Source organism: Stenotrophomonas sp. PS02301 (genome assembly GCF_029959485.1).
GTDB lineage: Bacteria > Pseudomonadota > Gammaproteobacteria > Xanthomonadales > Xanthomonadaceae > Stenotrophomonas > Stenotrophomonas maltophilia_Z.
Window position 1 is genome coordinate 1 of record NZ_JASCOO010000004.1, and the last position, 25654, is coordinate 25654.

Annotated in this window: 20 protein-coding genes and 1 tRNA gene; 11 read left to right on the forward strand and 10 right to left on the reverse strand. The window is 66.7% G+C overall.

The window, feature by feature from the left end; all coding sequences use genetic code 11:
* Nucleotides 1-157 precede the first annotated feature (157 nt).
* The gene (locus QMX81_RS01820) at nt 158-1063 is read right to left on the reverse strand and encodes an aspartyl/asparaginyl beta-hydroxylase domain-containing protein (RefSeq protein WP_282257851.1); all 906 of its coding nucleotides are present in this window, start codon (nt 1061-1063) and stop codon (nt 158-160) included.
* Between the two features lie 552 nt (nt 1064-1615).
* Here QMX81_RS01820 and QMX81_RS01825 point away from each other — a divergent pair.
* Nucleotides 1616-2269 carry an RIO1 family regulatory kinase/ATPase gene (locus QMX81_RS01825; RefSeq protein WP_282257853.1) on the forward strand — a complete coding sequence of 218 codons (654 nt, stop codon included), beginning with the start codon at nt 1616-1618 and terminating at the stop codon, nt 2267-2269.
* Nucleotides 2270-2300: 31 nt separating this feature from the next.
* Here QMX81_RS01825 and QMX81_RS01830 read toward each other — a convergent pair whose 3' ends face one another.
* On the reverse strand, nt 2301-2639 hold the full coding sequence (locus tag QMX81_RS01830; protein ID WP_070472404.1) for a P-II family nitrogen regulator: 339 nt from the start codon (nt 2637-2639) through the stop codon (nt 2301-2303).
* A gap of 126 nt (nt 2640-2765) precedes the next feature.
* On the opposite strand from QMX81_RS01830, the gene QMX81_RS01835 reads away from it, so the two are divergent.
* Entirely contained in the window at nt 2766-3026 is a 261-nt protein-coding gene (locus tag QMX81_RS01835; RefSeq protein WP_121040696.1) for an accessory factor UbiK family protein, read from the forward strand.
* Nucleotides 3027-3049: 23 nt separating this feature from the next.
* Here the strand turns inward: QMX81_RS01835 and yidA are convergent, their stop codons facing one another.
* The gene (gene yidA, locus QMX81_RS01840; protein WP_282257862.1) at nt 3050-3889 is read right to left on the reverse strand and encodes a sugar-phosphatase; all 840 of its coding nucleotides are present in this window, start codon (nt 3887-3889) and stop codon (nt 3050-3052) included.
* A gap of 159 nt (nt 3890-4048) precedes the next feature.
* Between yidA and QMX81_RS01845 the strand changes: the two genes are divergently transcribed.
* Nucleotides 4049-5557, forward strand: a complete 1509-nt coding sequence (locus tag QMX81_RS01845; RefSeq protein WP_282257878.1) for a YifB family Mg chelatase-like AAA ATPase — start codon at nt 4049-4051, stop codon at nt 5555-5557.
* Between the two features lie 189 nt (nt 5558-5746).
* The gene (locus tag QMX81_RS01850; protein ID WP_121040704.1) at nt 5747-6193 is read left to right on the forward strand and encodes a YcxB family protein; all 447 of its coding nucleotides are present in this window, start codon (nt 5747-5749) and stop codon (nt 6191-6193) included.
* A gap of 770 nt (nt 6194-6963) precedes the next feature.
* On the opposite strand, the gene QMX81_RS01855 is transcribed toward QMX81_RS01850, so the two are convergent.
* The gene (locus QMX81_RS01855) at nt 6964-7914 is read right to left on the reverse strand and encodes a glutathione S-transferase family protein (RefSeq protein WP_282257882.1); all 951 of its coding nucleotides are present in this window, start codon (nt 7912-7914) and stop codon (nt 6964-6966) included.
* Nucleotides 7915-8109: 195 nt separating this feature from the next.
* On the opposite strand from QMX81_RS01855, the gene QMX81_RS01860 reads away from it, so the two are divergent.
* Nucleotides 8110-8781 (forward strand): VOC family protein, encoded by a 672-nt coding sequence (locus tag QMX81_RS01860; RefSeq protein ID WP_282258047.1) that lies wholly within the window; start codon nt 8110-8112, stop codon nt 8779-8781.
* Nucleotides 8782-8846: 65 nt separating this feature from the next.
* Here QMX81_RS01860 and QMX81_RS01865 read toward each other — a convergent pair whose 3' ends face one another.
* The 3 genes from QMX81_RS01865 to ubiA form a co-directional block, all read right to left on the reverse strand.
* Nucleotides 8847-8990 (reverse strand): hypothetical protein, encoded by a 144-nt coding sequence (locus QMX81_RS01865; protein WP_282257884.1) that lies wholly within the window; start codon nt 8988-8990, stop codon nt 8847-8849.
* Nucleotides 8991-9257: 267 nt separating this feature from the next.
* On the reverse strand, nt 9258-10682 hold the full coding sequence (locus QMX81_RS01870; protein WP_193222728.1) for a TIGR00366 family protein: 1425 nt from the start codon (nt 10680-10682) through the stop codon (nt 9258-9260).
* Nucleotides 10683-10779: 97 nt separating this feature from the next.
* Nucleotides 10780-11673 carry a 4-hydroxybenzoate octaprenyltransferase gene (gene ubiA / locus QMX81_RS01875; protein ID WP_282257888.1) on the reverse strand — a complete coding sequence of 298 codons (894 nt, stop codon included), beginning with the start codon at nt 11671-11673 and terminating at the stop codon, nt 10780-10782.
* A gap of 158 nt (nt 11674-11831) precedes the next feature.
* Between ubiA and QMX81_RS01880 the strand changes: the two genes are divergently transcribed.
* A tRNA-Arg gene (locus QMX81_RS01880) sits at nt 11832-11908 on the forward strand.
* A 142-nt stretch (nt 11909-12050) separates the two neighbouring features.
* On the opposite strand, the gene QMX81_RS01885 is transcribed toward QMX81_RS01880, so the two are convergent.
* The 3 genes from QMX81_RS01885 to QMX81_RS01895 all read right to left on the reverse strand — a co-directional run bounded on the left by QMX81_RS01885 (nt 12051) and on the right by QMX81_RS01895 (nt 19925).
* Nucleotides 12051-13406, reverse strand: a complete 1356-nt coding sequence (locus QMX81_RS01885; protein ID WP_121040718.1) for a Gfo/Idh/MocA family oxidoreductase — start codon at nt 13404-13406, stop codon at nt 12051-12053.
* A gap of 53 nt (nt 13407-13459) precedes the next feature.
* Nucleotides 13460-16432 carry a TonB-dependent receptor gene (locus tag QMX81_RS01890; protein ID WP_282257890.1) on the reverse strand — a complete coding sequence of 991 codons (2973 nt, stop codon included), beginning with the start codon at nt 16430-16432 and terminating at the stop codon, nt 13460-13462.
* Nucleotides 16433-16565: 133 nt separating this feature from the next.
* On the reverse strand, nt 16566-19925 hold the full coding sequence (locus QMX81_RS01895; protein ID WP_282257891.1) for a TIM-barrel domain-containing protein: 3360 nt from the start codon (nt 19923-19925) through the stop codon (nt 16566-16568).
* 333 nt (nt 19926-20258) lie between these two features.
* Here QMX81_RS01895 and QMX81_RS01900 point away from each other — a divergent pair, with 333 nt between their 5' ends.
* From QMX81_RS01900 to nagA, 5 genes are read left to right on the forward strand one after another with little or no spacing between them, the layout of a single operon-like run.
* Nucleotides 20259-21416, forward strand: a complete 1158-nt coding sequence (locus QMX81_RS01900) for an SIS domain-containing protein (protein ID WP_282257892.1) — start codon at nt 20259-20261, stop codon at nt 21414-21416.
* A 6-nt stretch (nt 21417-21422) separates the two neighbouring features.
* On the forward strand, nt 21423-22349 hold the full coding sequence (locus tag QMX81_RS01905) for an ROK family protein (protein WP_121040727.1): 927 nt from the start codon (nt 21423-21425) through the stop codon (nt 22347-22349).
* 23 nt (nt 22350-22372) lie between these two features.
* The gene (locus QMX81_RS01910) at nt 22373-23701 is read left to right on the forward strand and encodes a D-tagatose-bisphosphate aldolase, class II, non-catalytic subunit (protein WP_282257897.1); all 1329 of its coding nucleotides are present in this window, start codon (nt 22373-22375) and stop codon (nt 23699-23701) included.
* A gap of 34 nt (nt 23702-23735) precedes the next feature.
* The gene (locus QMX81_RS01915; protein WP_121040731.1) at nt 23736-24512 is read left to right on the forward strand and encodes a DeoR family transcriptional regulator; all 777 of its coding nucleotides are present in this window, start codon (nt 23736-23738) and stop codon (nt 24510-24512) included.
* Nucleotides 24509-25624, forward strand: a complete 1116-nt coding sequence (gene nagA / locus QMX81_RS01920) for an N-acetylglucosamine-6-phosphate deacetylase (RefSeq protein WP_121040733.1) — start codon at nt 24509-24511, stop codon at nt 25622-25624. The genes QMX81_RS01915 and nagA overlap by 4 nt, the downstream gene beginning before the upstream one ends.
* Nucleotides 25625-25654: the final 30 nt, after the last annotated feature.

Consider the following 25654-nt stretch of genomic DNA (forward strand, 5'->3'; position numbering starts at 1 on the left):
GGGGGCCCCCCTTAGGGGGTTAGCCAGGGGGGCCCCACCACCGGGGGCCACCTACCGGTATAGGATGCGGCAACAAAAAACCCGCGCTGGCAACAGCGCGGGTTTTTTATGCCTGGTAGTGCCGGCCGCTGGCCGGCAACCCCATCAAACCAACGGCTCAGATCGCCCAGATCCCCGCGATCACCGCCACCACCAGGCCCCACTTGATCACCTGGTAGGCGACCACGCTGCGCTCGCGCAGGGCCTTGGCCTTCAGGCGCACCTTGTAGACGCTGCCGAAGGCCTTGTTGACGCCACCGGTCGGGTCACCCGGCAGGTTCGGCGAAGCACCACCGGCCAGCAGCGTGGAGGCCACCGCGCGGTTGAACAGGCCCGGCAGGCCGAAGCGCAGCGGGCGGGCGATATCGCAGAACAGGATCACGCGGTCGTCCGGTGTTTCGTTGTGCGCGTGGTGGATGTAGGTCTCATCGAACATCATCCACTCGCCATCGCGCCAGCTCTTGCGGATGCCGTCCACGTCGATGTAGCAGGCGTCGTCGTTCGGCGTGGCCAGGCCCAGGTGCAGGCGCAGCGAGCCGGCGAAGGGATCCCGGTGCGGGCGCAGTTCGCTGCCGGAGGGCAGCTGGGCGAACATCGCCGCGCGCACGTCCGGCAGCGATTCCAGCAGCGCGGTGGTCTTCGGGCACAGCGCCTTGGCCGACGGGTGCGACGGGCCGTACCACTTCAGGTAGAAGCGCTTCCAGCCGCGGCGGAAGAACGAGTTGAAGCCGGCATCGTTGAAGGTGCTGGAGGCGGCGATCTTGTCGGCATCGCGCAGGGCCAGTGCTTCGTCGCGGATCATCTGCCAGTTCTGGCGCAGTGGCTCGAGCTGCGGAAATTCCTTGGCCGGGTCGAGGAACGGCGTGGTCGGCACCTTCGAGAACGCGTACATGATCACGTTGATCGGGGCCATGAAGCTGGAGTGGTCCAGCAGCTGGCGCGACCAGCGCGCGCGCACCTTGCCGCGGTAATGGATGTACAGCACGCAGGCGATGAACAGCCCTGCCAGCACGATCTTGATCATCAGTCTTCCTCCGGCATGGCCGGACCCGAAATGGTGGGGGCGATGCACGGTAGCGACCGGCATCGAAAGGGCGGCAGAAGGCGGGGACGTGCCGGAGAGGGGCGGCCGCCGATGTCGCGAGCAACAGCATATGGTCGGCAGCGCCTGCGTCGCGGTCAAGCATGGGCTGAGCGATGTTCAGCGCGGCGTGGCTCAACGGTCCCCCCAGCGGAAGCCTGCGGGTGCTTGCCTGCGCTGGGAGCAGGCGGGCGCGCGGAGCGCCTGAGGTCCGTCGAACGGCCTCCTGCACGGGGCGCACGGCAGCCGTGCCTGCCCTGCACTCTCCAGCAATGGCAGCCAACCCGCTGATTGAAAACGAAATTCTTCCAATCGATACAAGATTGTCCGCTTCAGCGTGACGAACTGTTCCACGCTGGGCTACGACATTTCTCCGACATCATCTGGATTCGTGTACTGGCGAGTACTAAAATTAACGAAATCTTTAGTTCCCCACAGTAAGCAGCACCGGTACGCCTGACGCATTGCGCCGACCGCCGGGTCGCACAGACCCCTATGAACACAATTGTTGCCCCGTGTGTCGATGACACCGCCCCCGCCGAGCTGCTCAAGCGCGGTGAACGCCTCCTGGAACCTGACGTCTACCGCACCTGCCTCAATGGCCAGCCCGCAGTGGTCAAGGATTACACCCGGTATCGCGGCACCCCGCTGTCGCCGATCGCGCGCCTGCTGGTCCCCCGCGAAGCGCGCATCCTGCAGTGCCTGAGCGGCTGGAAGCACGCCCCGGCCCTGCTCGGCACCATCGGTGGCCTCGCGCTGGGCATGGAGTTCATTCCCGGCCAGACCCTGAGCGCGGCCCAGTCGGTCGGCATCGAGGTCTTCGAGCAACTGCAGTACGCGCTCACCCGCCTGCATGCCGCCGGCATCACCCACAACGATCTGCATGGCACCAACGTGATGGTCAGCGGGGGCGTGCCGGTGCTGGTGGACTTCACCTCGGCCTGGCGCAGCCCGCGCTGGCTGCCGGTGCACCCGGTCTCGCGCCAGCTGCGCCGCAGCGACATGAAGAACCTGCTGAAGATGCGCCAGCGCCTGACCGGCGAGCGCCCCAGCGCTTCCGAGGCGGCCCAGGTGGCCGACCCGCGCTGGGTGGCCGGCGTGCGCGTGGCCTGGAAGCGCTTCTACCGCTGGTTCAAGGGCCACGCCTGATCGCGGGTGCCCCCGGGAAAGCCGGCGCGCGTTACAGCGCGTCGGCGTCCAGCTCACCGGTGCGGATGCGCACCACGCTGCCCAGGTCGTACACGAAGACCTTGCCGTCACCGATCTTGCCGGTGCCGGCGGCTTTGACGATGGCTTCCACCACCTCCTCGACCTGGTTGTCGACGACGGCCACTTCGATCTTCACCTTGGGCAGGAAATCGACCACATACTCCGCCCCGCGGTAGAGCTCGGTGTGGCCCTTCTGCCGCCCGAAGCCCTTGACCTCGGTGACCGTGATCCCGGTGACGCCGCGCTCGGCCAGCGCTTCGCGCACGTCGTCGAGCTTGAACGGCTTGACCACCGCCATGACCATCTTCATCCGTCTGCACTCCTGTGTTCCAGGCTGCGAGGATAACGCCTGTCCGCCGGTGAACGCGATGCGCGCAGTCCGTGCCGCCGGCAGCGTGGCGGCTTATCCTTGGCACATACCCCGCGGAGCCGCAGCATGATCGACCTCAACCACCTCGATGACCTCGCCCGTCGCCTGAGCGATATGGTCCCCCCGGGCCTGCGCCAGTCGCGCGAAGAACTGCAGGCTACTTTCAAGACCGCGCTGCAGGCCGGGCTGGGCAAGCTGGACCTGGTGACCCGCGAGGAGTTCGACGTGCAGCGTGCCGTGCTGCTGCGCACCCGCGAGAAGCTGGAGGCGCTGGAGAAGGTGGTGGCCGAGCTGGAAGCGCGTGGGGCCGCTGCGCCTCGCGAATAAGCCAGTCTCGGACGGCGCGTTTCTTACACGTCCTGCAGCACGAACCGCTCGATCGCCAACGCTACGCCATCCTCGGCGTTGCTCGCCGTCTCGAAGCGCGCCGTCTGCTTCACCGCCGGAATCGCGTTGCCCATGGCGACGCTGGTCCCGGCGAACTGCAGCATGGTCAGGTCGTTCTCCTGGTCGCCGACCGCCATCACGTTGGCCCGGTCCACGCCCAGATGCGCGGCCAGCTTCTCCAGGCTCGGCCCCTTCCCGGCCCGGTGATCGAATACTTCCAGGAAGAACGGCGCGCTCTTGAGCACCGCGAAGCGGTCGGTCAGCTCCGACGGCAGGCGCTGGATGGCCGCATCCAGCACGTCCGGCTCATCGATCATCATCAGTTTGATGAACTGCATCGCCGGGTCCATGTCCGCCACCCGGCGATACGACAGTGGCACATTCGACAGGTGCGAATCGGCCACCGTGTAGATACTGATGTCCTGGTTGGGCGTGTACATGCGGCGGCCATCGAGCGCCTGGAAGTGGATACCGAGCTCGCGTGAGATCCGCTCACAGAACACGAAGTCCTCGAAACTCAGCGGAAACTCGATGACGCGCTGGCCGCTGCCGATGTTCTGGACCACGGCGCCATTGCAGGCGATGCAATAGTCCTGCTCGCTCTCGATCCCCAACTGCTGCAGGAACGGCGCCATCCCCGACACCGGACGGCCGCTGGCCAGCACCACCTGGACGCCCTGCGCGCGGGCGCGGGCGATGGCCTGCATCACCCGGGGCGTGAGCGTGTGGGACGGATCAAGCAGGGTCCCGTCCATATCGATGGCGACCAGTTCGATGGGGCCGGAGCGGTGGTGCATATCCATGGTGTTCGGCGGCGTAGTGCGTGGGGGCATCCAGTCTAGCGGCAGTGCCGGACACGGGGGCGGTGCTTGCCTACCCCACGGCGCGGCAAGTGCTGATGGATCAGGTGCTCCGTGTGCTGCCATTGTGCTTGGCATGCCGCAGACCCCGGAAACAACCGCATGAGCCTTGCACTGGTGCACAGCCGTGCCCGTGCCGGCGTCAAAGCGCCGGCCGTAAGGATCGAGGTATTCCTGTCCGGCGGGTTGCCGCATACCCAGATCGTGGGGCTGCCGGCCGCCGCCGTGCGGGAATCGCGCGACCGCGTGCGCGCCGCCCTGATCTGCGCACGCTTCGAGTTTCCGCAGCGGCGCATCACCATCAACCTGGCCCCGGCCGATCTGCCCAAGGAGGGTGGGCGATTCGATCTGGCCATCGCGCTGGGCATTCTCGCCGCCAGTGGCCAGATCGATGCGCAGTCCTTGGACAAGTACGAGTTCCTCGGCGAACTGGCCCTGACCGGCGAACTGCGCGGTGTCGACGGCGTCCTGCCTGCGGCGATCGCTGCCGCCCGGGACGGTCGCAGCCTCATCGTGGCCGCCGCGAACAGCGAGGAAGCCGCGCTGGCCCAGCACGCCGACGTACGCGTCGCCCGCACCCTGCTGGAGGTCTGCAGCGCCCTTGAGAGCGGCACGCTGCCACCTGCCGTGGCGGCTGACCCACTCCCGGCCGGCATTCCCGACCTGCGCGACGTGCGCGGCCAGCTGCAGGCGCGCCGGGCGCTGGAGGTGGCGGCGGCCGGCGGGCATCACCTGTTGCTGCTCGGCACGCCCGGCTGCGGAAAGACCCTGCTGGCCTCGCGCCTGCCCGGCATCCTGCCCGCGGCCAGCGAGCTTGAAGCACTGGAAGCGGCCACCATCGCCTCCTGCAGTGGCCAGGGCCTTGATGCGGGGCGCTGGAGACAGCGGCCCTACAGAGCGCCGCACCACACAGCCAGCGCGGTCGCGCTTATCGGGGGCGGCTCGCATCCTCGCCCTGGCGAGATATCGCTGGCGCACAACGGCGTCTTGTTCCTGGATGAACTCCCGGAGTGGAGTCGACACGCGCTGGAGGTCATGCGCGAGCCGATCGAATCCGGGGTTGCCGTCGTCAGCCGCGCTGCGCGTACCGAGCGTTTTCCTGCGCGGTTTCAGCTCGTTGCGGCGATGAACCCCTGCCCCTGTGGCTGGGCCGGGGATCGCAGCGGGCGCTGTCTCTGCACCGACGAGGTCATCCGCCGCTACCGCGGGCGGGTCTCCGGCCCGTTGATGGACCGCATCGATCTGCATGTGGAAGTGCCGCGGCTGGACCCGCGCGAGCTGCGTGATGACGCCCCGCTCGGCGAGGACAGCGCGAGTGTTCGTGCCCGTGTGGTGGCCGCTCGGGAAGTGCAGCTGTTGCGCAGCGGGAAGGCCAATGCACAGTTGCTGCCGTTCGAGCTGAGCGAGCATTGCCGGTTGTCACCGGAGGATCAGCAATTGCTGGAGGATGCTGTGGAACGGTTGCAGCTGTCGGCGCGCTCGATGCATCGCATCCTGCGGGTGGCGCGGACGTTGGCGGATCTGGGGCATGCGCAGGACATCGCGACCGCGCATGTGGCGGAGGCGATCGGGTATCGGCAGTTGGATCGGGGTGGGGTCGCTCAGTGCTAGTCGTTCCGCGGCCAACACGGAAGTGAACGCTTCCGGACTGACGCAATGCCGACAGCGACTAAGGCACTCATCGACGCCCCACCGATTGCATGAATCAATATTGGCGCCATGTACGGGCACCTTGCGATAGCCACAGGCGACCATGCACAGGCCGCTATGATTCAACGACCAAGGTGGACTGGAGTCCGTATGGAGCACCCGCACTCGCGCATCGAGATTGACGTGTCATACCAGCTCGCTGAATACCGGCAGCTGCTGCATGACGTCATCGCGATGGACATGGCGACCGGGAACGCGCAGACCCATCCTGCCAACCCGTGGAACTGGCCGATCATGCAGAAGGTCGTCCTGGCCATTGTGGTCCCGCCGATCTTTGCCTGGAAGATGCTCCGCGTTGGTCGCTGCCTGTTCGTCCTCAGTGCGGCAGGCATCTCGCGGACAAGCAAGGGCATTACTGCCTCGCGAACCTGGGACCAGGTCAAGCGCGTCCAGCGGCTACAGGCCGCCTACCTCATCGAACTGCTGGAGGGCGGCGCGATGCCCATTCCTTTCCGGGAGATGGACACGGAGCAACGCCAGCAGTTTGAGCAGTTACTGACGTCCATTCCCGTGGTGATCCTGAAACCGGCTCGATAACGGATTGGCAGCTGCGTCAGTAAGCCCGCTCCGACCCCACCGGCACGATCCCTGACGGATTGAGATGCCAATGGCTTATTCATGAGCCTTCAACCCCCCTGGATCATCGCCTGATGCCGCCAGCGAGTTGTATTTCGTACAAATTGCATTGAGACGGCACGCACTGCACGCAAGAATGCTGTTCTTGCTGACCCAACCCATGATCGAGCGTGATCCTGCACCCTCCCAAATCACCACCTGCTTCGGGCGTTCGATCCGGTGTACCGCTGTCGGTACTGGTCGCCGCGCTCTGTATTTCCCAGGCTGCCCAAGCCATCGATACGTCCAGTTGCACTGAACTCTGGTTCGACACCACGAAGGACAGCGGCAGGTTGATCCAAAGAACACCGGATCGCGTTCAGAGCTGCACGGGGAAGAAGAACGACGACCCGGCACGGGACACCGGCTTCCGTTTCGCCAATGGCATGTTCTACCAGTACTCCACCCACCGTAAACGCAGCAGTCCGTGTTCGGCCAACGGTGTGGGCAACATGGGACAGATACTAGATCCTGTCTGCTGGGTGCCAAGTAAACTCCAAGTCCACCGTACGGAGATAGTGCGGACCTTCTGGCTGGTCAGCTCACGAGTGCAGCCACCTGAACTGCCACCAAGTAGCGATAGGACAACCGCTCATCCACTTTAGAGCTGAAGCTGTTGAGTGCATTTGAAAGAACTTACGGGCAAGCCGGTCCCCCCTGGCAGGGTTGGACACGGCCACCGAGCGGTGGCCTCAGTAACCCCATTCCGGCCCCACCGGCACGATCCCCGACGGATTGAGATGTCGATGGCTCCCGTAGTAATGGTGCTTGATGTGCTCGAAATTCACCGTATCCGCCACCTCGGGAATCGCCATCATCCGCGCCACGAACGCATGCAGACCGGCGAAGTCCGCAATGCGCCGCACGTTGCACTTGAAGTGCACGTAGTACACCGAATCGAAGCGGATCAAGGTGGTGAACAGACGGATATCGGCTTCGGTCATGGCATCGCCCACCAGCCACTCGCGTTGCTGAAGGCGCTCGTCCAACCAGCTGAGTGAATCGAACAACGGGCCAACAGCCTCCTCATAGGCCTTCTGCGTTGACGCAAAGCCCGCCTTGTACACACCGTTGTTGACGGTCGCGTACACACGCTCGTTGACCTGATCGATCCCGGTGCGCAGCGCAATCGGATAGAAATCGCCGGCCTTCGCACCCAACCCGTCATAGGCAGTGTTGAACATGCGAATGATGTCCGCCGATTCATTGCTGACGATCGTCCCACGCTCCCGATCCCACAGCACCGGCACGGTCACCTTGCCAGTCATTCCCGGTTTGGCGGCGGCATACAGTTCATGCAGATAGCGTGCACCGCGTTCGGGCTCCGGCGTTACCTGCGGGCCGGGCTCAAAGGTCCAGCCCTGATCACCCATGTGCCAGTTGACCACCGACACGGGCATCATATCTTCCAGGCCTTTCAGCGCGCGCATGATCAGCGCGCGGTGTGCCCACGGGCAGGCGAGACTCACATACAGGCGAAACTCCCCAGGCGCGGCTTTGACACCAGGCTCGCCATTCGGGCCAGCGCTGCCGTCAGCGCTCAACCAATCGCGGAAGGTGGATTCCTCGCGCTTGAAATGACCGTCCTTGTCAGCGGCACCCGCGGTGCCTTCCTGCCATGTTCCATCGACCAGCATGCCCATCGCGGGAGTACTCCTCTGATAGCGGTGTGTGATGCGCCGGTGGTGCGTGCCGGCTTCTACAGCGGGTTGTAGCAAACGCATCGGCAATGCCCGGTGATGGGCCCTCGCAGCGGGTGCATGTTTCATCGCGTTCATCGCCGCAGCACACGCAGCTGCGGCAGAATGTCGATGTATTTACGCGAGACTCCCACCATCATGCGTATCCACCAGATCGATCTTCCCGTGTCCGATGTCGCCGCCACCGTGGCGTACTTCCGCGATGAACTTCAGCTGCCGGTTGAGGGCTCGGCCGTGCGCATCGGCTGGAGCACCCTGCAGCTGCAACCCGCAGGATCGAACCCGGTCGGCGGTGTGCACCTGGCCTTCAACGTCCCAGCCAATCGATTCGAAGCGGCCACCGACTGGCTGAAAGCACGCGCCACCCTGCAGCGCGATCTGAAGGGCCATGACCACTTCACCTTCGATGGCCGCTGGGATTCGGAGTCGATCTATTTCACGGGGCCGGACGGGCTGGTCCTGGAGTTGATCGCGCGGCGGCGCCTGCCTGCCGGCGAACGCCAGGGCGCGTTCCATGGCAGCGAGATGACCTGCATCAGCGAGGTCGGCCTGCCCGCTGAAGACGTGGCTGAGGTGCAGGCAAAGGCCCAAGCGGCGTTCGGGCTGGAGCCGCTGTCACAGCCCACGCCGCACTTCGCACCCCTCGGCGATGACGAAGGTCTGTTGATCGTGGTCGATGCGACGCGCCGCTGGTTCCCCGAGCAGAAAGTGCTGCCGAATGCGCGTGGCCTCCGCGTGGTGCTGCATGACGTGGTGCCTGGCGCGACTGTGGAAGACGCAGCACTGGGTTGGCACCTGCGCTCGGCCTGAGCAGGCCGCAGACGAACGAAGCCCCGCCGGAGCGGGGCTTCAGTTCCCATAACAGCCGGCTGGGCTCACTCTTCCTCGTCCTGCTGGGCGCCCTGCTGCTGGTTCTGGTTGCGCTGCTGCTGTTCCTGCTGCTGTTGCTGCTGCTGGCCGCGACCACTTTCCTGCTGCTCACCGCGCTGATTCGGGTTCTGCTGGTTCTGCTGAGCCATTTCGATTCTCCGGTCGCCGCAAACGGAATGTCGCGGTCGGGGCCATCCTCTGCAGCGCGAGGTTAACGACGTGTGGGGGTTTGTATACGAATTCGTCAACGTCTCCACGCCAACGTTTTCTGCAGGTACAAACCCCATGTCGCAGTAAGCGTTGGCCCGCATATGAACGGTTCGAATTCCCTTATGCCACCATCCCCCAAACGCCCCGGAGCGTGACTGAACAGGGCATCCCCGATCCTGCGGGTGGAGATGACGCGCAGATGACGATCACGGCATCACCGGCGGCACGTAGGTCAGCGTCATGCCGAGCAGCCACAGCAGGCCAAGCACCAGCGGGATGTGCACCAGCAGCTGGATGAAGGTGAAGCCGACGATGTCGCGCGCCTTCAGGCCGAGCACGCCCAGCAGCGGCAGCATCCAGAACGGGTTGATCAGGTTCGGCAGCGCCTCGGCAGCGTTGTAGACCTGTACCGCCCAGCCCAGGTGGGCCTTGAGTTCGTTGGCCGCCTGCATCACGTACGGCGCTTCGATGATCCACTTGCCGCCGCCGGAGGGCACGAAGAAGCCGAGCACCGCCGAGTAGACGCCCATCACCAGCGCGAAGGTGTCGGTGGTAGCGATATGCACGAACAGGGTGGACAGGCGATGCGCGAGGGTCTCATCGCCACTGCCGGTGGCGTGGGTGAGGATCATCGCGATGCCACCATACAGCGGGAACTGGATCAGCACGCCGGTGGTGCTGGGGACGGCCTTGGCCACCGCATTGAGGAAGCTGCGCGGGCGCCAGTGCAGCAGCAGGCCGAGCGAGATGAACAGGAAGTTGTAGGTGTTGAGGTTGGCGATGGCGGTCACCACCGGCTTGCTGGCGAACTCGCCGAACAGCCAGCCGAACGCGAGCAGCGAGAGCAGCACGGTCAGCAGCGGGCTGTACTCCAGCCACTCGCCGGGGCGGGTGCGCGGCTGCAGCGGCTCGGCCTCGGCGCGGGCAGCGCCTTCGAAGTCCTTGGCGGTGCGCGCGGTGGCGGCGCCGGGTGCGGTCAGCCAGGCAATCAGCAGCGACACCAGGATCAGCGCGGATGTCAGCGCGATCGACTGCCACAGGAAGATGGTCTCGGTGAAGGGCAGCACGCCGGTGATCTCGACCAGTCCGGGCGGCATGCTGGCCGGGTTGGCCTGCAGCTGGGCAGCCGAAGAGCTCAGGCCCATCGCCCAGACCGCGCCGAGGCCAAGGTAGGCCGAGGCGCCGGCGGCGCGGTAGTCCATGTTGAGTGCTTCGCGACGGGCCAGTGCGCGCACCAGCAGGCCGCCGAATACCAGCGAGAAACCCCAGCTGAGCAGCGAGGCCAGCATGCTGATCAGGCCGACATAGACCACCGCGCCACGGCCGGTCTTGGGCACACGGGCCAGCAGCTCGATGAAGCGCGCCACGATCGGTGCGGTGGCGACCGCATAGCCACCGATGACCACGAAGGCCATCTGCATGGTGAAGGGGATCAGGCTCCAGAAGCCCTCGCCGAAGGCGGTGGCGGTGGCCTGCGGGGTCGCACCGAAGCCCATCGCGGCGGCCGCGACGATGACGACGCCGAGCACCGCGAACACATAGGCATCGGGGAACCATTTTTCCGCCCAGGCGGCCGAGCGCAGTGCCGCGCGCGCCATCCAGCCGTCCTGCACCACCGTCGATGTGCTCATTGCCCCGCCCTCCCCGATCATTCGATGGGAGGGATTCTGGGCGCTGGCCGCAGCGCTGTCAGTCGCCTAATGGTCGTAGTGTGTGGGTCGGGTGCCCTCAGCGCAGCGCCAGCGATACCGCGATGCCGGCGAACAGCGCGGCGCCGACCCAGTTGTTGTGCAGGAAGGCCTTGAAGCACGGATCGCGCTCGCGCTTGCGGGCGATCCAGAACTCGTAGGCGATCAACCCTGCGGCAACGCCGACGCCGACGCCGTAATAGACCCCCAGCCCGGCGCGCAGGCCGACCAGCGCCATCGTGCCCAGGAACAGCGCATAGAGAATGCCCTGGATGACCAGGTCCAGATCCCCGAACAGGATCGCGGTGGAGTGCGAGCCCATCTTCAGGTCGTCATCGCGGTCGACCATGGCGTACCAGGTGTCATACGCGGTGGACCACAGGATGTTGGCGCCATACAGCAGCCAGCCGATCACCGGCACCTCGCCCTGCACCGCGGCGAAGGCCATCGGGATGCCCCAGCCGAAGGCCATGCCGAGATAGACCTGCGGCAGGTGGGTGTAGCGCTTGAGGTAGGGGTAGCTGGCGGCCAGGAACACGCCGATGAAGCTCATGCCGATGGTGAGCCAGTTCAGGGTCAGCACCAGGGCGAAGGCGACGATCATCAGCCCGGCGAACAGGGCCAGCGCCTCGCGGCCGGAGACAGCGCCGCTGGCCAGCGGGCGGTCCTTGGTGCGCTTGACGTGCGGGTCCAGCCAGCGGTCGGCGTAATCGTTGATCACGCAGCCGGCCGAGCGGGTCAGCCAGACGCCGGCGGTGAACACGAACAGCGTCCACAGCGGCGGCAGCCCGCCGGAGGCCAGCCACAGCGCCCACCAGGTGGGCCAGAGCAGCAGCAGGGTGCCGATCGGGCGGTCGGCGCGCATCAACTTCCAGTAGTGCCGCCAGCGCGACGGGGGCGCCGCCTCGGGCGCTTCAAAACGTTCGTAAGCCATCGGTAAAGGATACCGCCTGGGCTGGCCGGGCGCGCCGCCGCCCCGCGCATCGGTACAGGGGGCAGACCTGCGCGGCGTTTACGGATAGAATGCTCCTCCCGCGCCGCTTTGGCGGTCCGTGGCCCCATCAGGCGGCCCGGCGGGACGCAGGACACAACGCGCTCGTAGCTCAGCCGGATAGAGTAGTGGCTTCCGAAGCCATTGGTCGGGGGTTCGAATCCCTCCGGGCGCACCATCCTCGCCACTTCCCCGTGTTCATTGCTTTGCCTGCGCTGACCGCGCCCAGGCTGGGCCGCGCCATCGCCTGGCCGACCGGGTGAACACGCGCACGGAATGGCCGGTACGCATCGGTACCGGCCGTTGAACGTCAACCTTCCTCAGTACGTTCCATCAAACGCGAAGATCGGCTTGCGCTGTTTCCACAGCCCGGCGGTGAAATCCGGGAATTCCAGCGTCTGGAAGCTGTTCGCGATGGACTGCTCGGACAGCGGCGTGATCGCGCTCCAGGTGATCGCGTCGTAGATGTCGATCGGCATCGGTGCCTTGGCCTTGAGGGCTTCCACGAAGGCATGGATGACGAACCAGTCCATGCCACCGTGGCCGGCGCTGGCAGCGGTAGCGGCATGCTGCTTCCACAGCGGGTGCTCGTACTGGTCCTGGTAGGCCTGGAACGGTTCCCACTTGTGCGGCGGGCTGCGGCCTTCGATGTGGATGGACTGGTTCACATCCATCCACAGGCCCTTGGTGCCCTGCACGCGGAAGCCCATCGAGTACGGGCGCGGCAGCGAGGTGTCGTGCTGCAGCAGGATGGTTTCGCCGTTTTCGCAGGCCAGGGTGGTGGTGACGATGTCGCCAAGCTTGAAGGCCACCTTGGTGCTGGGGTGGGTGGTGCCCCCGCTCTTGGCCACGGTGTACTCGTGCAGGCCACGCGCCTTGCTGGCAAACGCGTTGATGTGGGTGAAACGGTTGCCACGGTTGATGCCGGTGTACATCGCACACGGGCCGATGCCGTGGCTGGGGTACAGCTCACCGTTGCGCTTCACCGAATGCTCGGTGCGCCAGCGTGCTTCGGACCAGCCCTTGGCACCGAACTCCACGCCGCTGTCATAGGGCTGGCTGGGATCGCCGGAATTGAACTTCACCCCGCGCAGGTCGTGCTGGTAACCGCCCTGCAGGTGCACCAGTTCCCCGAACAAGCCCTGGCGCACCATCTGCAGCGCCGCCATCACATCGCGGCGATAGCAGACGTTCTCCAGCAGCATGTACGGCGTGCCGGTGGACAGCTGGGTCTTGAGCACGTCCCAGTGGTCCTGCAGGGTGATGCCGGCGACCACTTCGCAGCCCACCGCGACCTTGGCCTGCATCGCCGCGATCGCCATCGGTGCATGGTATTCCCAGGGCGTGGCGATGATCACGCCGTCCAGGCCGCGCTGCTCGATCAGCCGCTTCCAGGCGTTGACGTCGCCGTCCTGGCCGTACGCCTTGGGCGCCGGCTTGCCGGCCTTGGCCACCATGTCCATGCCGCGCTTGAGCATGATCGGCTCGATGTCGCACAGCGCGACCACCTCCACGTCATCGCGGCGGACCAGTTCCTTCAGCAATACCTGGCCGCGCATGCCGGTGCCGATCAGGCCCAGCCGCACCTTGCGCGCGCGTGCCCAGGCGGGCGTGTTGGGCAGCAGGCTGGTGGCGGCGACGGCCGCGCTGGCGGCGATGAATTCTCTGCGTTTCATGGACAGTACCTCGTGTGAAGATCGCGCCGGCCGGGACCGGCGCGGGGGAAGCATCAGAACTTATAGCCGACGGTGAGACTGTAGCCGCGACCGAAGATGGTGGCGTAATCGCTGGAATCGCCGAGGAAGCTGTTCGGGTCATAGAACGGCAGGCGGTCGAACAGGTTCTTGATGGTGAAGCCGACGTTCCAATGCGCATCCGGGCGCCAGGCCACGCTCAGGTTGGCGGTCCACCACGACGGGGCGCCATCGCACTTGCTCTGCTCCACCGGCAGGTAGCCGGCGGTGCAGGTCTGCGGGTTGTTGTCCTCCTCGTCGATCTGCTGCAGCGCCCACTTGGTGCCACCCACGTAATTGACGAAGACACTGGTGGTGACCTGTTTGTAGCTCCAGTCCGCGTTCAACGTGGCGCGCAGCCGCGGGTTGTTGTAATAGCCGACCAGGTCGCCGTAGTACCAGCCGCTTTCATCATCCAGGTAGGAGCGGTTGCGGTTGGCGATGGTGGCGGCCACACCGATATTGAGGTTGCCCCACTCGCCCAGCGAGAATCGGCTGCGCGCATCGATGTCGAAGCCGTCGATCAAGGTCTTGCCACGGTTCTTGTACTGGCCCACCACGCTGGCCACGTTGCCCACGCTGTAGCCGGGCAGCGTGCCGGGACAGGCCACGCCGCTGGCCGGGTCGGCGCACATCGCCGCCAGGGCGGCCAGGTTGGCGCGGTCGCTTTCGGTGATCGGCGAACGCGTGGAGGAAATGATGTCTTCGTCGCGGGTGAAATCCGGGGCGACGATTTCATTGCTGCGGTAGATGAACCAGTAATCGGCCGACACCGACAACCATTGGGTCGGCTCGTAGACGAAACCGAGCGTGGTGATCTTGGCCTTCTCCGGCTTCAGGTCCGGGTTGGGCTGGGTCATGCGCGCCACCGTGCGGCTGCAATCAGTATTGAGCAGGGAGTTGCCGAGGTCGACGTCCCCGCCGCGCTGCGACCGCAGCAGGAGGTTGGCGATGGCGTTGGTCTCGTTGCAGCGCACTTCATCACGGTAGCCCCCCAACTGGGCGAACACGCCACCGTTGCCGGACTCGGCCAGGCTGGGGGCGCGGAAGCCGGTGGAGTAGGTGCCGCGCAGCATCAGCTGATCGAACATCTGGTACTTCAGGCCGATCTTCGGGGCCAGGTTGGCGCTGAAGTCCGGGTACTTGTCCACGCGCAGCGCGGCGTCCAGCTCCAGCTTCTCGGTGAGCGGCGCCACCGTCTCGGCGAACAGCGCATAGGTATTGCGCTTGCCGTCGAACCACGAGCCGCCCTGCTGGGTGATCAGGCCGTTGGCTGCATCCGGGTTGCCCGGGGTGTAGAAGGTTTCGCGGCTGGCGTTGAAGCCGAAGGCCGCACGCACTTCACCGGCCGGCATCTGGAACAGCGGGCCTTCGATCTTGCCGTCCAGCGTATGCAGGCGCGTCCAGGACTGGATGTCGAAGGTCGGGAATGCTTCACGGATCAGGGCGGCGTTGGCTTCGCTGATCTCACCGAACTTGTACGCCGGGTGATCGGAAATGATCACACGGCCGGTGCCCGGATCGACCGAGTACGGGCCGAAGGCCTTCTCGAAGCCGGCCAGGTTGACGTTGGTGGTCTGGTAGGTGACCGAGTGGCTGCCGGCCGTGGCAAACGCGGTTTCCCAGTTCCAGTCGCCAATGTCACCGCGCAGCCCGGCCACCACGCGGTAGCTCTGGTCGGTGTTGCGCTGGCCGAAATGGTTGGCGCCCACGTCCTGCAGCAGGTACTGCAGGCCGACCACGCCGCCCATCAGTGCCTTCAGTTCGGGCGAGGCGTTGTTGTATTCGTTGTTCGGGCCCAGGTAGGGATACAGGAACTGGTTGACCGTGGTGCCGGTGTTGCGCGAGAACCAGCTGGTCGGGTTGCCGGTGGTGGTGCCGTAGGCGCGCGGCGTACCGCCGTTGGCGGTCAGGTCGATGTCGGTGTAGGTGGCCTCGGCGAAGGCTTCGGTGCTGTCGCCGATCAGGAAGTGCGCGTTGACGTACGCCGTGTTGCGCTCGGATTTGGCGCCGGCGTCGATCTCGTTGTTCATCCACGTTTCCCAGATACAGCGGGGGCCGGCCGCTTCGCTGGTGAGCACGTTGTTGCAGCCCGGCGCGGCCTCCTGCACACGGCGGCCGGTGACCGGATCGAAGGCGAAGTAGCTGCCCGGGTTGAACTCGCCCGGCTTGCTGCCGGTGCCCAGGCGCAGGTTGGGCAGGTAGTTGGGGTTGTTGACGTAGTACTGGTCGGGCCGCTTGTCGTAGAAGTCGCTCAGCGGGATCGCATCGCGCCGGTACAGATTGACCGAGGCGTAGACGTTGTAGCGGTCTTCATCCAGATCGCCGAAGCCGGCGGTGATGCTGCCCTGGTGCTCGCCGTAGGAGCTGATCCGCGAGGATTTGTCCGTGGTGAGGTTGATCTCCGCGCCCTGGTAGGAGCGTTTGGTGATCACGTTGATCACGCCGGCCACCGCATCGGTGCCATAGACGGCCGAGGCGCCGTCGGTCAGCACTTCCATGCGTTCGATCGCCGCGGCGGGGATCGCATCGATGTTGACGAACTGGGTCTGGAAGCCGGCTGGTGCGCCGTAGTAGGACAGGCGGCGGCCATTGAGCAGCACCAGCGTGCCCTGTGCGCCGAGGCCACGCAGGTTGGCCTGCGAGGCGCCATCCGAACCGGTGAACAGCGAGCGCGAGTCCTGCTGGCCCGGCCGCGCGGCGGGCAGGTTGTCGAGCACCTGCAGCAGGGTGCGCGCGCCCATGTTCTCGATGTCCTGCTTGCTGATCACCTGCACCGGCGAGGCGGTTTCCACATCACTGCGGCGGATGTTGGAGCCGGTCACCTCGATGCGCGACAGCTCGGTGGCTTTCGTATCGGGCGCGGCGTCCTGGGCGCTGGCACTGCCGACCACCGCGACGGCCAGGCCGAGTGCGATGGACAAGGGGGTGGCGGTGATGCGGCGATGGCGATGGCGTTCGGTCAACATCTTTGGCTCCTTGTTCGATCCGCAGCGTGGGGCTGGCGGTGGATGGGTGTTTTCGGGCAAACGTCCCCCGTGCCGCGGCCAGACGGCCGCAGACGGGAAACGGGAGAGAGCGGTGGTTCGACGGGCGGTTTGGTTACGGCGACACGATGCTGGCGGTATCGCCCTCCTGTCCGATCAGGGCGGCATTGGCCCAGTTGCCACAGACCTGCGCGGGGTGATCGCCCTGCGCCCCGAGCGTGCGCAGGCTCAGCCGCTGCAGGCCGCGCACGTCCAGCTCCGGTTTGACCACGCCGGGTGCGTTGACCAGGCCGCTGTCGTACAGCAGCCGACCGTCACCCCACACCTGGAACTGCATGCCGCCGGCGGTGCGGCACTGATCATCGATCCCCAGGTCGGCGCGCAGCAGGCGCCAGCCGCCGCCCAGCTGCAGATCGATCCGGCTGCTGGCGTTGACGCCCAGGCCGCGGCGGAAATGCAGCCCGTTCATGCGCATCTCCGCCTGCCCACCGAAGGCGCGGTCGGCAGCCACGCTGGCCTTCAACGGGGCCGGCATGGGCAGCGCGGAGAGATACAGCTGCTGCGCGGGACCCTCCGGCTGCGGATGCTCCAGTACGTGGAAGGTGGACAGCACGATCGGGCCGACATCGCGCGGCTGCAGCGCATCCACTGCACGCGCCACGCTGCCCTGCGCCGCGGTCACCATCGGGTCAGCAGCGCTGGCACCGTCGCCTTCCGGGTTCTGCGTGCTGAGCACGCGGAAGCGCAGCAGGCGGCCGGCATGGGCGGGGAAATCGATCTGCTGCATGCCTTGCTGCAGGGTCAGGCGGCCACGCTTGATCGGCTCACCCCACTCGCCATTGCTGTCGGCCATGTAGATTTCGTAATCGCGGATCTGCCCGCTCTTCCAATGCTGGTCGTTGCGTGGCGCCAGTTCGATGCCGTCGATCAGCTTGCGTTCGCCGAAGCCCAGCACCCACTCGTGCGCACCGGTCTTGACCGCCTGGTTGCGCACGGTGCGGAACCACGTGGCCGGATCATCGTCGAAGGCCTTCTCCATCTCGTAGCCCTGCTCCTCGGCCGGGCGGTTGACCACCAGCAGGCTGTCGGAGGGCAGCGCGCGGCCCAGTTCCGGTGCGGCCGGGAAGGCATCGTCGGCCGGTGCGGCGGCGATCGGCAGCTCCAGCTGCAGTGCGAGCGGCTGACGGATGTCGGTCGGCGCAGTGCGTACGTGCAGGGTGCCGCGGCGCTCGGCCGCATCGAAGTACCAGCCCTCGCCTGCGGCCTGCCACGCCGCCGCATCGGCCAGCATCGGCAGCGCGCGGCCGTCCAGCGTCACGGCCGCCGGGCGCTGGCGGCTGAGCACGCGCAGCGCATAACGGCGCTGCGGCAGCTGGCCGGCGTACTGGCCCTGCACCGCCTCGATGCGCACCTGCACCGGGCCAGTCCCCTGTGCCGGGGCCTGCACCGTGATCGCCTGCGTGCTCGATTCGCCCTTCTCATAGCGGCGGGTGGCGCCATCATCTTCGTACAGCGTGTACTGCGAGGTGCCCTGCGGGTACAGATCGAAGGTCACTTCATCGAGCGGCTTCTCACCGTCGTAGAGCATCGCCGGGTACATCGGGATGATCGCGCCGGCGCGCACGAACACCGGGATCGTGGCCAGGTCGACCGGGCGATCCAGCGAGCGCCCCTCGGCGCCGGCGAGCAGCTGGCGGCCGTCCCAGTAGTCGATCCAGCGGCCCTGCGGCAGGTGGATGTCGCGACGCCAGCCACGGCTCGCGGCCTGGCTGCGGTACACCGGCGCGATCAGCAGCTCGCGGCCGAGCAGGAACTGGTACTTGTGTGCTTCGGTATAGGCCTGCGGGTCCTGCGGGTAGTCCCACATCAGCGCGCGCAGCAGCGGCGCGCCGCTGGTCGCCGCATCGTGTGCCAGCCCGTACATGTACGGGGTCATGCGCATCTTCAGCTTGAGGTAGTCGCGGTTGACGCTGCGGTAGGGCTCATCGAACCACCACGGGTGCTTGCGCGCATTGCCGGACCAGCCGGACATGCCCATCAGCACAGGGGTGAAGCTCTTCCACTGCAGGTCGCGGGTGAACGTCTCAGCGCTGCCGCCAAAGATCGCGTCCACGTCGCCACTGGCGTAGGCCATGCCGGACAGGCCCGAGCCGATCAGGGTCGGGATGTGCCAGCGGATGTAATCCCAGCTGCTGCTCTGGTCGCCGGTCCAGGCCACCGCGTAACGCTGGATGCCGCCCCAGCCCATCACCGTCCACAGGAACGGGCGCGAGTCGGAATTGTTCAGGATGCCGTTGAACGCGGACTGGTTGGCATCCATCGCGAACTGATAGCCCTTGCCGGTCCAGGCCACGTCCAGCTTCTGCACGCGGCTGCCCGCAGTACCGACTTCCCAGGCGATCTTGTCGACGCCGTTCTCGGTCCACAGGCCGGTCTTGAAGCCGTACTTGGCCAGGCCCTGCACGGTCTCGGGCAGCTTCTTGTAGCCGCAGCCGTAGCCATCGTTGGGCAGGATCCAGCCGCCGGGCATGTCGTGGTCGCGGTACTGCCGGGCCACGCTGTCCACCACATCCGGCGTGGTGCCGGTCGGGCCGTCGCTCCAGCCCTCGGGCACGCTGCCGGGCTTCTTGATGTTGTCGCCATCGTTGTAGCAGTCGGCGTCGCCATAGGAGAACGCCCAGCGCGGCAGCAGGCCGGCGCGGCCGGTCAGCGTGGTATAGCGGTCCAGCAGCGTGTGCAGGCTGGGCCCGACGAAGTAGTACGCATCGAAGCGGTCTTCGCGGTGCAGCAGCGTGGCCTGGTCGGCCTGGCGCAGATCATAGGTGCCGTCGCTCCACGTGTTGCGCAGCATGCCCCAGCCCCGCGAGCTCAGCAGCATCGGCGCCGGGTTGGGGCGATCGCCTTCTTCCCAGCCACCGGAATACGAGACCTCCAGTTCGCGGCCCTTGAACTCGAAGCGACCGTTCTGCTGGCCGCCGCCGTAGAAGTGCTCATCGCCTTCGCTGGAGAGCACCTGCACGCTCTGGTCCTTGTCCAGGTCCAGCGGCTGCAGTTCGTGCCACAACGCGACATCGCGTTCGCCGTCGCGGCGATCCAGCGACAGGCGCAGTGGCTGGCGCTGGATGCGCAGCACCAGGGCGTCGGTACGGATACGCACCTCGTTGCCATCTTCCTCCACCTCGAAGGCGACCTTCGCGGCCGGCTGCGGCAGTACGATCGGGGCAGCCTTGTCGCTGGCATCGGTGAGCGTGCCGTTGCGGCCGGCGCGCACACGCAGCACGTCATCGCGCAGCAACTCCACGCGCAGGGTGGCGCCGGTATCCGTGCTGAGTGTCCAGCCGGCGGTGCCGTCGTTGGCGGGGGCGGCGCTGATCGCACGCAGGTTGCCCACCGGCTCAGCGTTGGCAGTGGCAGCCAGAGCTACTGCGGTAAGCAGTGCGATCGTCAGACCAGTGCGTCGAAACCGGAAGTCCACCTTGCCCCCAAGCCCGCGGTCAGCGGGAAACTGAAACCAGTGCGGCCGACTCTAGGGCAGGGTCTCGAAAGATGTCAACAAATTGCAAAGAAAAAGGAAGGATATTTAAACATAAACGAAAGATGTGGCGGCGCGACACTTTCCAAACGCCACCTGAATACGCGTTTGTTGCCGCCTGAAACCTTGGTGCAGCGCGGCATCCACGGCCACCCATGGCGTTCAGACACCGATCGAACAGCGAAAACTGTGACCCACCGACCTTTTCTTTATCTTTCGATATTTGACATTTCGAAAGAAAACGAAGAAGGTGCGGTCGCCCAACAGGAATTGCGAATGGACGCTTCTCTGCTCCCTGATTTGCCCACGTGGCAGCGCCTCGGTGGCGCCTATACCGCCGAAGAAATCGCCCAGCAGCCCCGCGTGTGGGCCGCGCTGGCCAGCCTGCTGGAGGCTGCGCAGGTACGCATCGATGGCTTCCTCGGGGAGGCCCTGCGCGATCCCAGCCAGTTGGTGATCTTCACCGGTGCCGGCAGCTCGGGCTTCATTGCCGAGATGGTGGCCGACCAGATCAATGCGCAGTGGCCTGCCGAGGTGCGCGCCGTGCATACCACCAGCCTGCTGACCCATCCGGCGCTGTACCTGCGCCGCGACCGCCCGACCCTGCTGGTGTCGTTCGGGCGCAGCGGCTCCAGCCCGGAGAGCGTGGCTGCGGTGGATCTGGTCCGCGACCAGGTGGAGCACGCGCGCTTCGTCGATATCACCTGCAATGCCGAAGGCGAACTCGCCACGCGTGGCCACGGCCGCAGCGATACGTTGTCGCTGCTGATGCCGCCGGCCAGCTGTGATCGCGCCTTCGCCATGACCAGCAGCCTGAGCTGCATGCTGTTGGCCGCGCTGAGTGCGTTCGACAGCGCCCCGTGGGCAACGCGCCTGGAGCGTCTTCGCACGTTGGCCCGCCAGGGCGAGCGTGCGCTGGATGCCTGGGATGGCGCGGTGGCCACCCTCGCCCAGGCGCCGTATTCGCGTGTCATCTATCTCGGCAGCGGTCCCCTCGAAGCGGTTGCCCGCGAGGCCGCGCTGAAGGTGCTCGAACTCACCGCCGGCCGCGTGCTGGCGCTGGCCAATACGCCGCTGGGGTTCCGCCATGGGCCCAAGTCCACCCTCAACGGCGAGACCCTGGTGGTGATGCTGCGCAGCGCGCAGCCGCTGGCCCGCCGTTACGAGCAGGACCTGTTGAACGAACTGCGCCGCGACGGCATCGCCGGGCGGGTGCTGTCGATCGGGCCGGAGGATGCGGACCGCGCCGACGGCGACTTCGTGCTCGCCGCACCCGCCTTGCCGGATCCGTGGCTGGCCCCGCTGTGGCTGCTGGTGCCGCAGTGCTATGCGCTGCAGCGTTCGGCCGCGCTCGGCATGACCCCGGACAATCCCTTCCCCGACGGCACGGTCAACCGTGTGGTGCAGGGCGTGACCATCCACCCCCACGGCTGAGCACGCATGCAGACCTGGTACGGCATCGACATCGGCGGCACCAAGATCGAACTGGTCGCGTGCGACGCCACGCTGAGGGTGCACCACCGCCAACGCGTGGCGACGCCGACCCGCGACTACGCCGCGTTCCTGCAGGCGATCGTCGATCTGGTCGAGGCGGCAGACGCCGCACTCGGCCAGCGCGGCCTGGGGGTCGGCATCGGCCTGCCCGGCGTGCGTGATCGCGTCAGCGGCCGCCAGCTCAGTGCCAACGTGCCCAGCCTGACCGGTCAGACGGTCGGTGCGGACCTGCAGGCACGTCTGCAGCGCCCGTTGGAGCTGGGCAATGACCTGCAGTGTTTTGCCTTGTCCGAAGCCCATGACGGCGCCGCCGCAGGCTACCCCAGTATGTTCGGGGCGATCCTCGGCACGGGGGCGGGCGGTGGCTTCTGCGTCGGCGGCCGGCTGATCGCCGGGCACAACGGCATCGCCGGCGAGTGGGGCCACTGGAGCCTGCCCGCCACGCTGCAGCAGCGCCACGACCTGCCGGTGCTGGACTGTGGCTGCGGCCTGCGCGGCTGCCTGGAGCGTTACGTGTCCGGCAGCGGCCTGGCGATGATCCATGAACGCCGCGGTGGCGACGCGCTGGATGCCGCCGAGGTGGTCGCACACGCGCAGGCCGGCGATGCCATCGCGCAGCAGGCGCTGGTCATCCACCGCGATCTACTGGGCTACAGCTTCGCCAGCTTGATCCTCGCGCTGGACCCACACGTGATCGTGCTCGGCGGCGGGCTGTCCAAACTGGAGCAGCTGTACCGCGATCTGCCGGCCGCGATCGCGCCCTACCTGTTCGACGGCGTACGCGTGCCGCCGATCCTGCCGCCCACCTTCGGCGATGCCGGCGGTGCGCGGGGCGCGGCCCTGCTCGCGCGCCAGCACCACCCTTCCCCCTGAACATCGCCGTTACTGGAGTTGCCATGTCCGCCGTCCAATCGTTGATCGCCGCCCATCGCCAGGGCCACCCCGTCGGGCTGTACAGCGTGTGCTGCAGCAACGCGCAGGTGCTGCTGGCGGCGATGCAGGTCGCGCAGCGCTACGACACCCTGCTGCTGATCGAGGCGACCTCCAACCAGGTCGATCAGTTCGGCGGTTACACCGGCATGACCCCGCCGCAGTACCGCGACTACGTGCTGCAGCTGGCGCGCGATGTCGGCTTCCCGGCCGAGCGGCTGGTGCTCGGTGGCGACCACCTCGGTCCCAACGCCTGGCAGAAGGGCCCGGCAGCAACGGCGATGGCGAACGCGCGTGACCTGATCGCCGCCTATGTCGCCGCCGGTTTCCACAAGATCCACCTGGACTGCAGCATGTCCTGCGCCGATGACCCGACCCCGTTGCCGGACGCCATCGTCGCCGCACGCTCGGCCGAACTGGCGCGGATTGCCGAGCGCACGGCGGCCGAGCACGGGCTGCCGCCACCGGTCTACGTGATCGGCACCGAGGTACCGATTCCCGGCGGTGAAGCCTCGCTGGCCGGCGGCCTGCAGGTGACCACGCCGGCGGCCGCAGCGACCACGTTGGCAATTCACCGTGAGGCGTTCTCCGCCCCGGACCTGCTGCCGGCCTGGGAGCGCGTGATCGCGATGGTGGTGCAGCCCGGCGTGGATTTCGACCACAGCAGCGTGCACTACTACGACCCGGCCGCCGCCGCGGAGCTGTCGGCCTTCGTCGAGCAGCAGCCGGGCATCGTGTTCGAAGCACACTCCACCGATTACCAGACCGAAGCCGGCCTGCATGCACTGGTCCGTGATCACTTCGCGATCCTGAAAGTCGGCCCGGCGGCGACCTATGCGTTCCGCGAGGCGGTGTTCGCGCTGGCGATGATCGAGCGCGAACTGCTGCCCGCCGCGCAATGCTCGCATCTGATCGAGGTGCTGGACCGCTGCATGGTCGACAAGCCCGCCAGCTGGCGCAGCTACTACCAGGGCGACGAACACGAACTGCGCCTGCTGCGCGCGTACTCGCTCAGCGACCGCAGCCGCTATTACTGGGGCGAGCCGGCGGTACAGGCGGCGCTGGACACGCTGGTCGCCAATCTCGCCGCGCACGCGCCGCCGCAGATGCTGCTCAGCCAGTTCATGCCCGAGCAGCTCAAGGCGATCAAGGCCGGTGAGCTGCAGCCGTCGCCGTTGGCGCTGATCCAGCACAAGGTGGCGCTGCGCCTGGCCGAGTATGCCCGGGCCTGCAATCGCAACCGCTCAGGGGCGGATAACGAAACCCGGCAGGCCAAGGAGCTTTCGGAACGGTAAGCTTCGGCTTTCCCTTTCGAACGGAATCGCCCCCATGCGAAACACCCGGCAGCGCCGCCAACAGATCCTCCAGACCCTGGTCGAGCACGGCAACGTGCAGGTCAGCGAGCTGGTGGCGCGCTTTGCGGTCTCGGCGGTCACCATCCGCGCCGACCTGACCCACATCGAGTCGCAGGGGCTGGCCACGCGCACCCACGGGGGCGCGACGCTGGTGCGTACGCCGCCGCAGGAACAGGACATCCATGAAAAGGACGCGCTGAACCTGCCGATGAAGGACCGTATCGGTATCGAGGCGGCCAAGCTGGTGAAGGCCGGCGACAACATCATCATCGACTCCGGCTCGACCACGATGACCCTGGCGCGGCACCTGCGCGGGCATCGCGATGTCACGGTCATGACCAACGGACTCAACATCGCCTGGGAGCTGGCCAACGCGCCCGGGGTGGAGCTGCTGCTCACCGGCGGGCTGCTGCGCAAGCAGTCGCTCTCACTGCATGGCACCCAGGCCGAGGCGAGCCTCAACACCTACAGCTTCGACACGCTGTTCCTGGGCGTGGATGGCCTGGACCTGCAGTTCGGCCTCACCACCCACCATGAGGCCGAAGCCAGCCTCAACCACCGCATGGTCGAGCGCGCGCGCCGCATCGTGGTGCTGACCGACGCCTCCAAGTTCGGCCGGGTCAGCCTGCACCGCATCGCGCGGCTGGACCAGGTCCATACCATCATCACCGACGGCAGCATCGAGCCCGAGTACCTGGAAGGGCTGCAACGGCTGGGCGTCGAAGTGATCATTGCCGAGTCCCCGCCTTGACCGAGTCCCGCTCCCTGCACGGCCGCCTGCTCACCGACACCGGTTGGGTCCGCGGCGATATCCATTTCGACCAGCGCATCACCGCCATCGATACCGCGCACGCCGATCCGCGGAATGACGATGAAGTCCCGCTGATCCTGCCGGGCTTCATCGACCTGCATGTGCATGGCGGCGCCGGGGTGGACATCATGCAGGGCGGCACGACTGCGCAGACGGTGGCACGCGCGCATGCCCGGCACGGCACCACGGCGCTGCTGGGCACCACCATGACCGCGCAGGAAGACGACATCACCCGCGCGCTTGAGGGCCTGTCCACCGCGATCGCCACGCGCGCACCCGGCATGGCCCGCGTGCTCGGTGTGCACCTGGAAGGGCCGTTCATCAGTGCGCAGCGCCTGGGCGCCCAGCCACCGCTGGTGGTCGAGGCGACGCTGGCCGACGTGCAGCGCCTGCATGCGATCGCCCCGATCAAGGTACTCACCCTCGCCCCGGAAATCGGCCAGCACCTGGCGCTGATTCCCGCGCTGAGCGCGCTCGGCATCCGCGTACAGCTCGGCCACAGCGCCGGCAGCTATGAGGACGGCGTGGCCGCATTGAACGCCGGTGCGGCCGGCTTCACCCACCTGTTCAACGGCATGACCGGCGTGGATCACTACCAACCCGGCATCGCCACCGCCGCGCTCGCGCATGCGCAGTACGCTGAACTCATTCCCGATCTGCAGCACGTGCATCCCGGCGCGATACGCACCGCGCTGCGCGCGATCCCGCGCCTGTACTGCGTCACTGATGCGACTGCGGCGACTGGCATGCCCGATGGCGAATACGCGCTTGGCGTACAGCGCGTGCACAAATGCCTGGGCTGCGTGCGGCTGTCGAGCGGCTCGCTGGCCGGCAGTGCGCTGACCATGGACCAGGCGCTGCGCAATCTGGTCTCGCTAGGCCTGGACATCGCCGATGCCTCCCACCGCCTGTCGCGCTACCCGGCCGATTACCTCGGCATCGACGACCGTGGCCGCATCGCGACCGGTGCCTGGGCAGACCTTGTGGTGCTCGATCACGACCTGCGCGTGCGCGGCGTGGTGGTGGAAGGCGACGACATCGCGCTCGACTGAGCGTTGACTCCCCGCGCCGCCATGGCGCAC

What these genes read in the sequence shown, in the direction of transcription:
- QMX81_RS01825 (WP_282257853.1), top strand. Translation starts at nt 1,616, where the DNA reads ATGAACACAATTGTTGCCCCGTGTGTCGATGACACCGCCCCCGCCGAG.
- QMX81_RS01865 (WP_282257884.1), bottom strand. Translation starts at nt 8,990, where the DNA reads ATGGCTCAGCAGAACCAGCAGAACCCGAATCAGCGCGGTGAGCAGCAG.
- QMX81_RS01830 (WP_070472404.1), bottom strand. Translation starts at nt 2,639, where the DNA reads ATGAAGATGGTCATGGCGGTGGTCAAGCCGTTCAAGCTCGACGACGTG.
- QMX81_RS01905 (WP_121040727.1), top strand. Translation starts at nt 21,423, where the DNA reads ATGCAGACCTGGTACGGCATCGACATCGGCGGCACCAAGATCGAACTG.
- QMX81_RS01835 (WP_121040696.1), top strand. Translation starts at nt 2,766, where the DNA reads ATGATCGACCTCAACCACCTCGATGACCTCGCCCGTCGCCTGAGCGAT.
- QMX81_RS01910 (WP_282257897.1), top strand. Translation starts at nt 22,373, where the DNA reads ATGTCCGCCGTCCAATCGTTGATCGCCGCCCATCGCCAGGGCCACCCC.
- QMX81_RS01890 (WP_282257890.1), bottom strand. Translation starts at nt 16,432, where the DNA reads ATGTTGACCGAACGCCATCGCCATCGCCGCATCACCGCCACCCCCTTG.
- QMX81_RS01845 (WP_282257878.1), top strand. Translation starts at nt 4,049, where the DNA reads ATGAGCCTTGCACTGGTGCACAGCCGTGCCCGTGCCGGCGTCAAAGCG.
- QMX81_RS01820 (WP_282257851.1), bottom strand. Translation starts at nt 1,063, where the DNA reads ATGATCAAGATCGTGCTGGCAGGGCTGTTCATCGCCTGCGTGCTGTAC.
- ubiA (WP_282257888.1), bottom strand. Translation starts at nt 11,673, where the DNA reads ATGGCTTACGAACGTTTTGAAGCGCCCGAGGCGGCGCCCCCGTCGCGC.
- QMX81_RS01900 (WP_282257892.1), top strand. Translation starts at nt 20,259, where the DNA reads ATGGACGCTTCTCTGCTCCCTGATTTGCCCACGTGGCAGCGCCTCGGT.
- QMX81_RS01850 (WP_121040704.1), top strand. Translation starts at nt 5,747, where the DNA reads ATGGAGCACCCGCACTCGCGCATCGAGATTGACGTGTCATACCAGCTC.
- QMX81_RS01870 (WP_193222728.1), bottom strand. Translation starts at nt 10,682, where the DNA reads ATGAGCACATCGACGGTGGTGCAGGACGGCTGGATGGCGCGCGCGGCA.
- QMX81_RS01855 (WP_282257882.1), bottom strand. Translation starts at nt 7,914, where the DNA reads ATGGGCATGCTGGTCGATGGAACATGGCAGGAAGGCACCGCGGGTGCC.
- QMX81_RS01860 (WP_282258047.1), top strand. Translation starts at nt 8,110, where the DNA reads ATGCGTATCCACCAGATCGATCTTCCCGTGTCCGATGTCGCCGCCACC.
- QMX81_RS01885 (WP_121040718.1), bottom strand. Translation starts at nt 13,406, where the DNA reads ATGAAACGCAGAGAATTCATCGCCGCCAGCGCGGCCGTCGCCGCCACC.
- yidA (WP_282257862.1), bottom strand. Translation starts at nt 3,889, where the DNA reads ATGGATATGCACCACCGCTCCGGCCCCATCGAACTGGTCGCCATCGAT.
- QMX81_RS01915 (WP_121040731.1), top strand. Translation starts at nt 23,736, where the DNA reads ATGCGAAACACCCGGCAGCGCCGCCAACAGATCCTCCAGACCCTGGTC.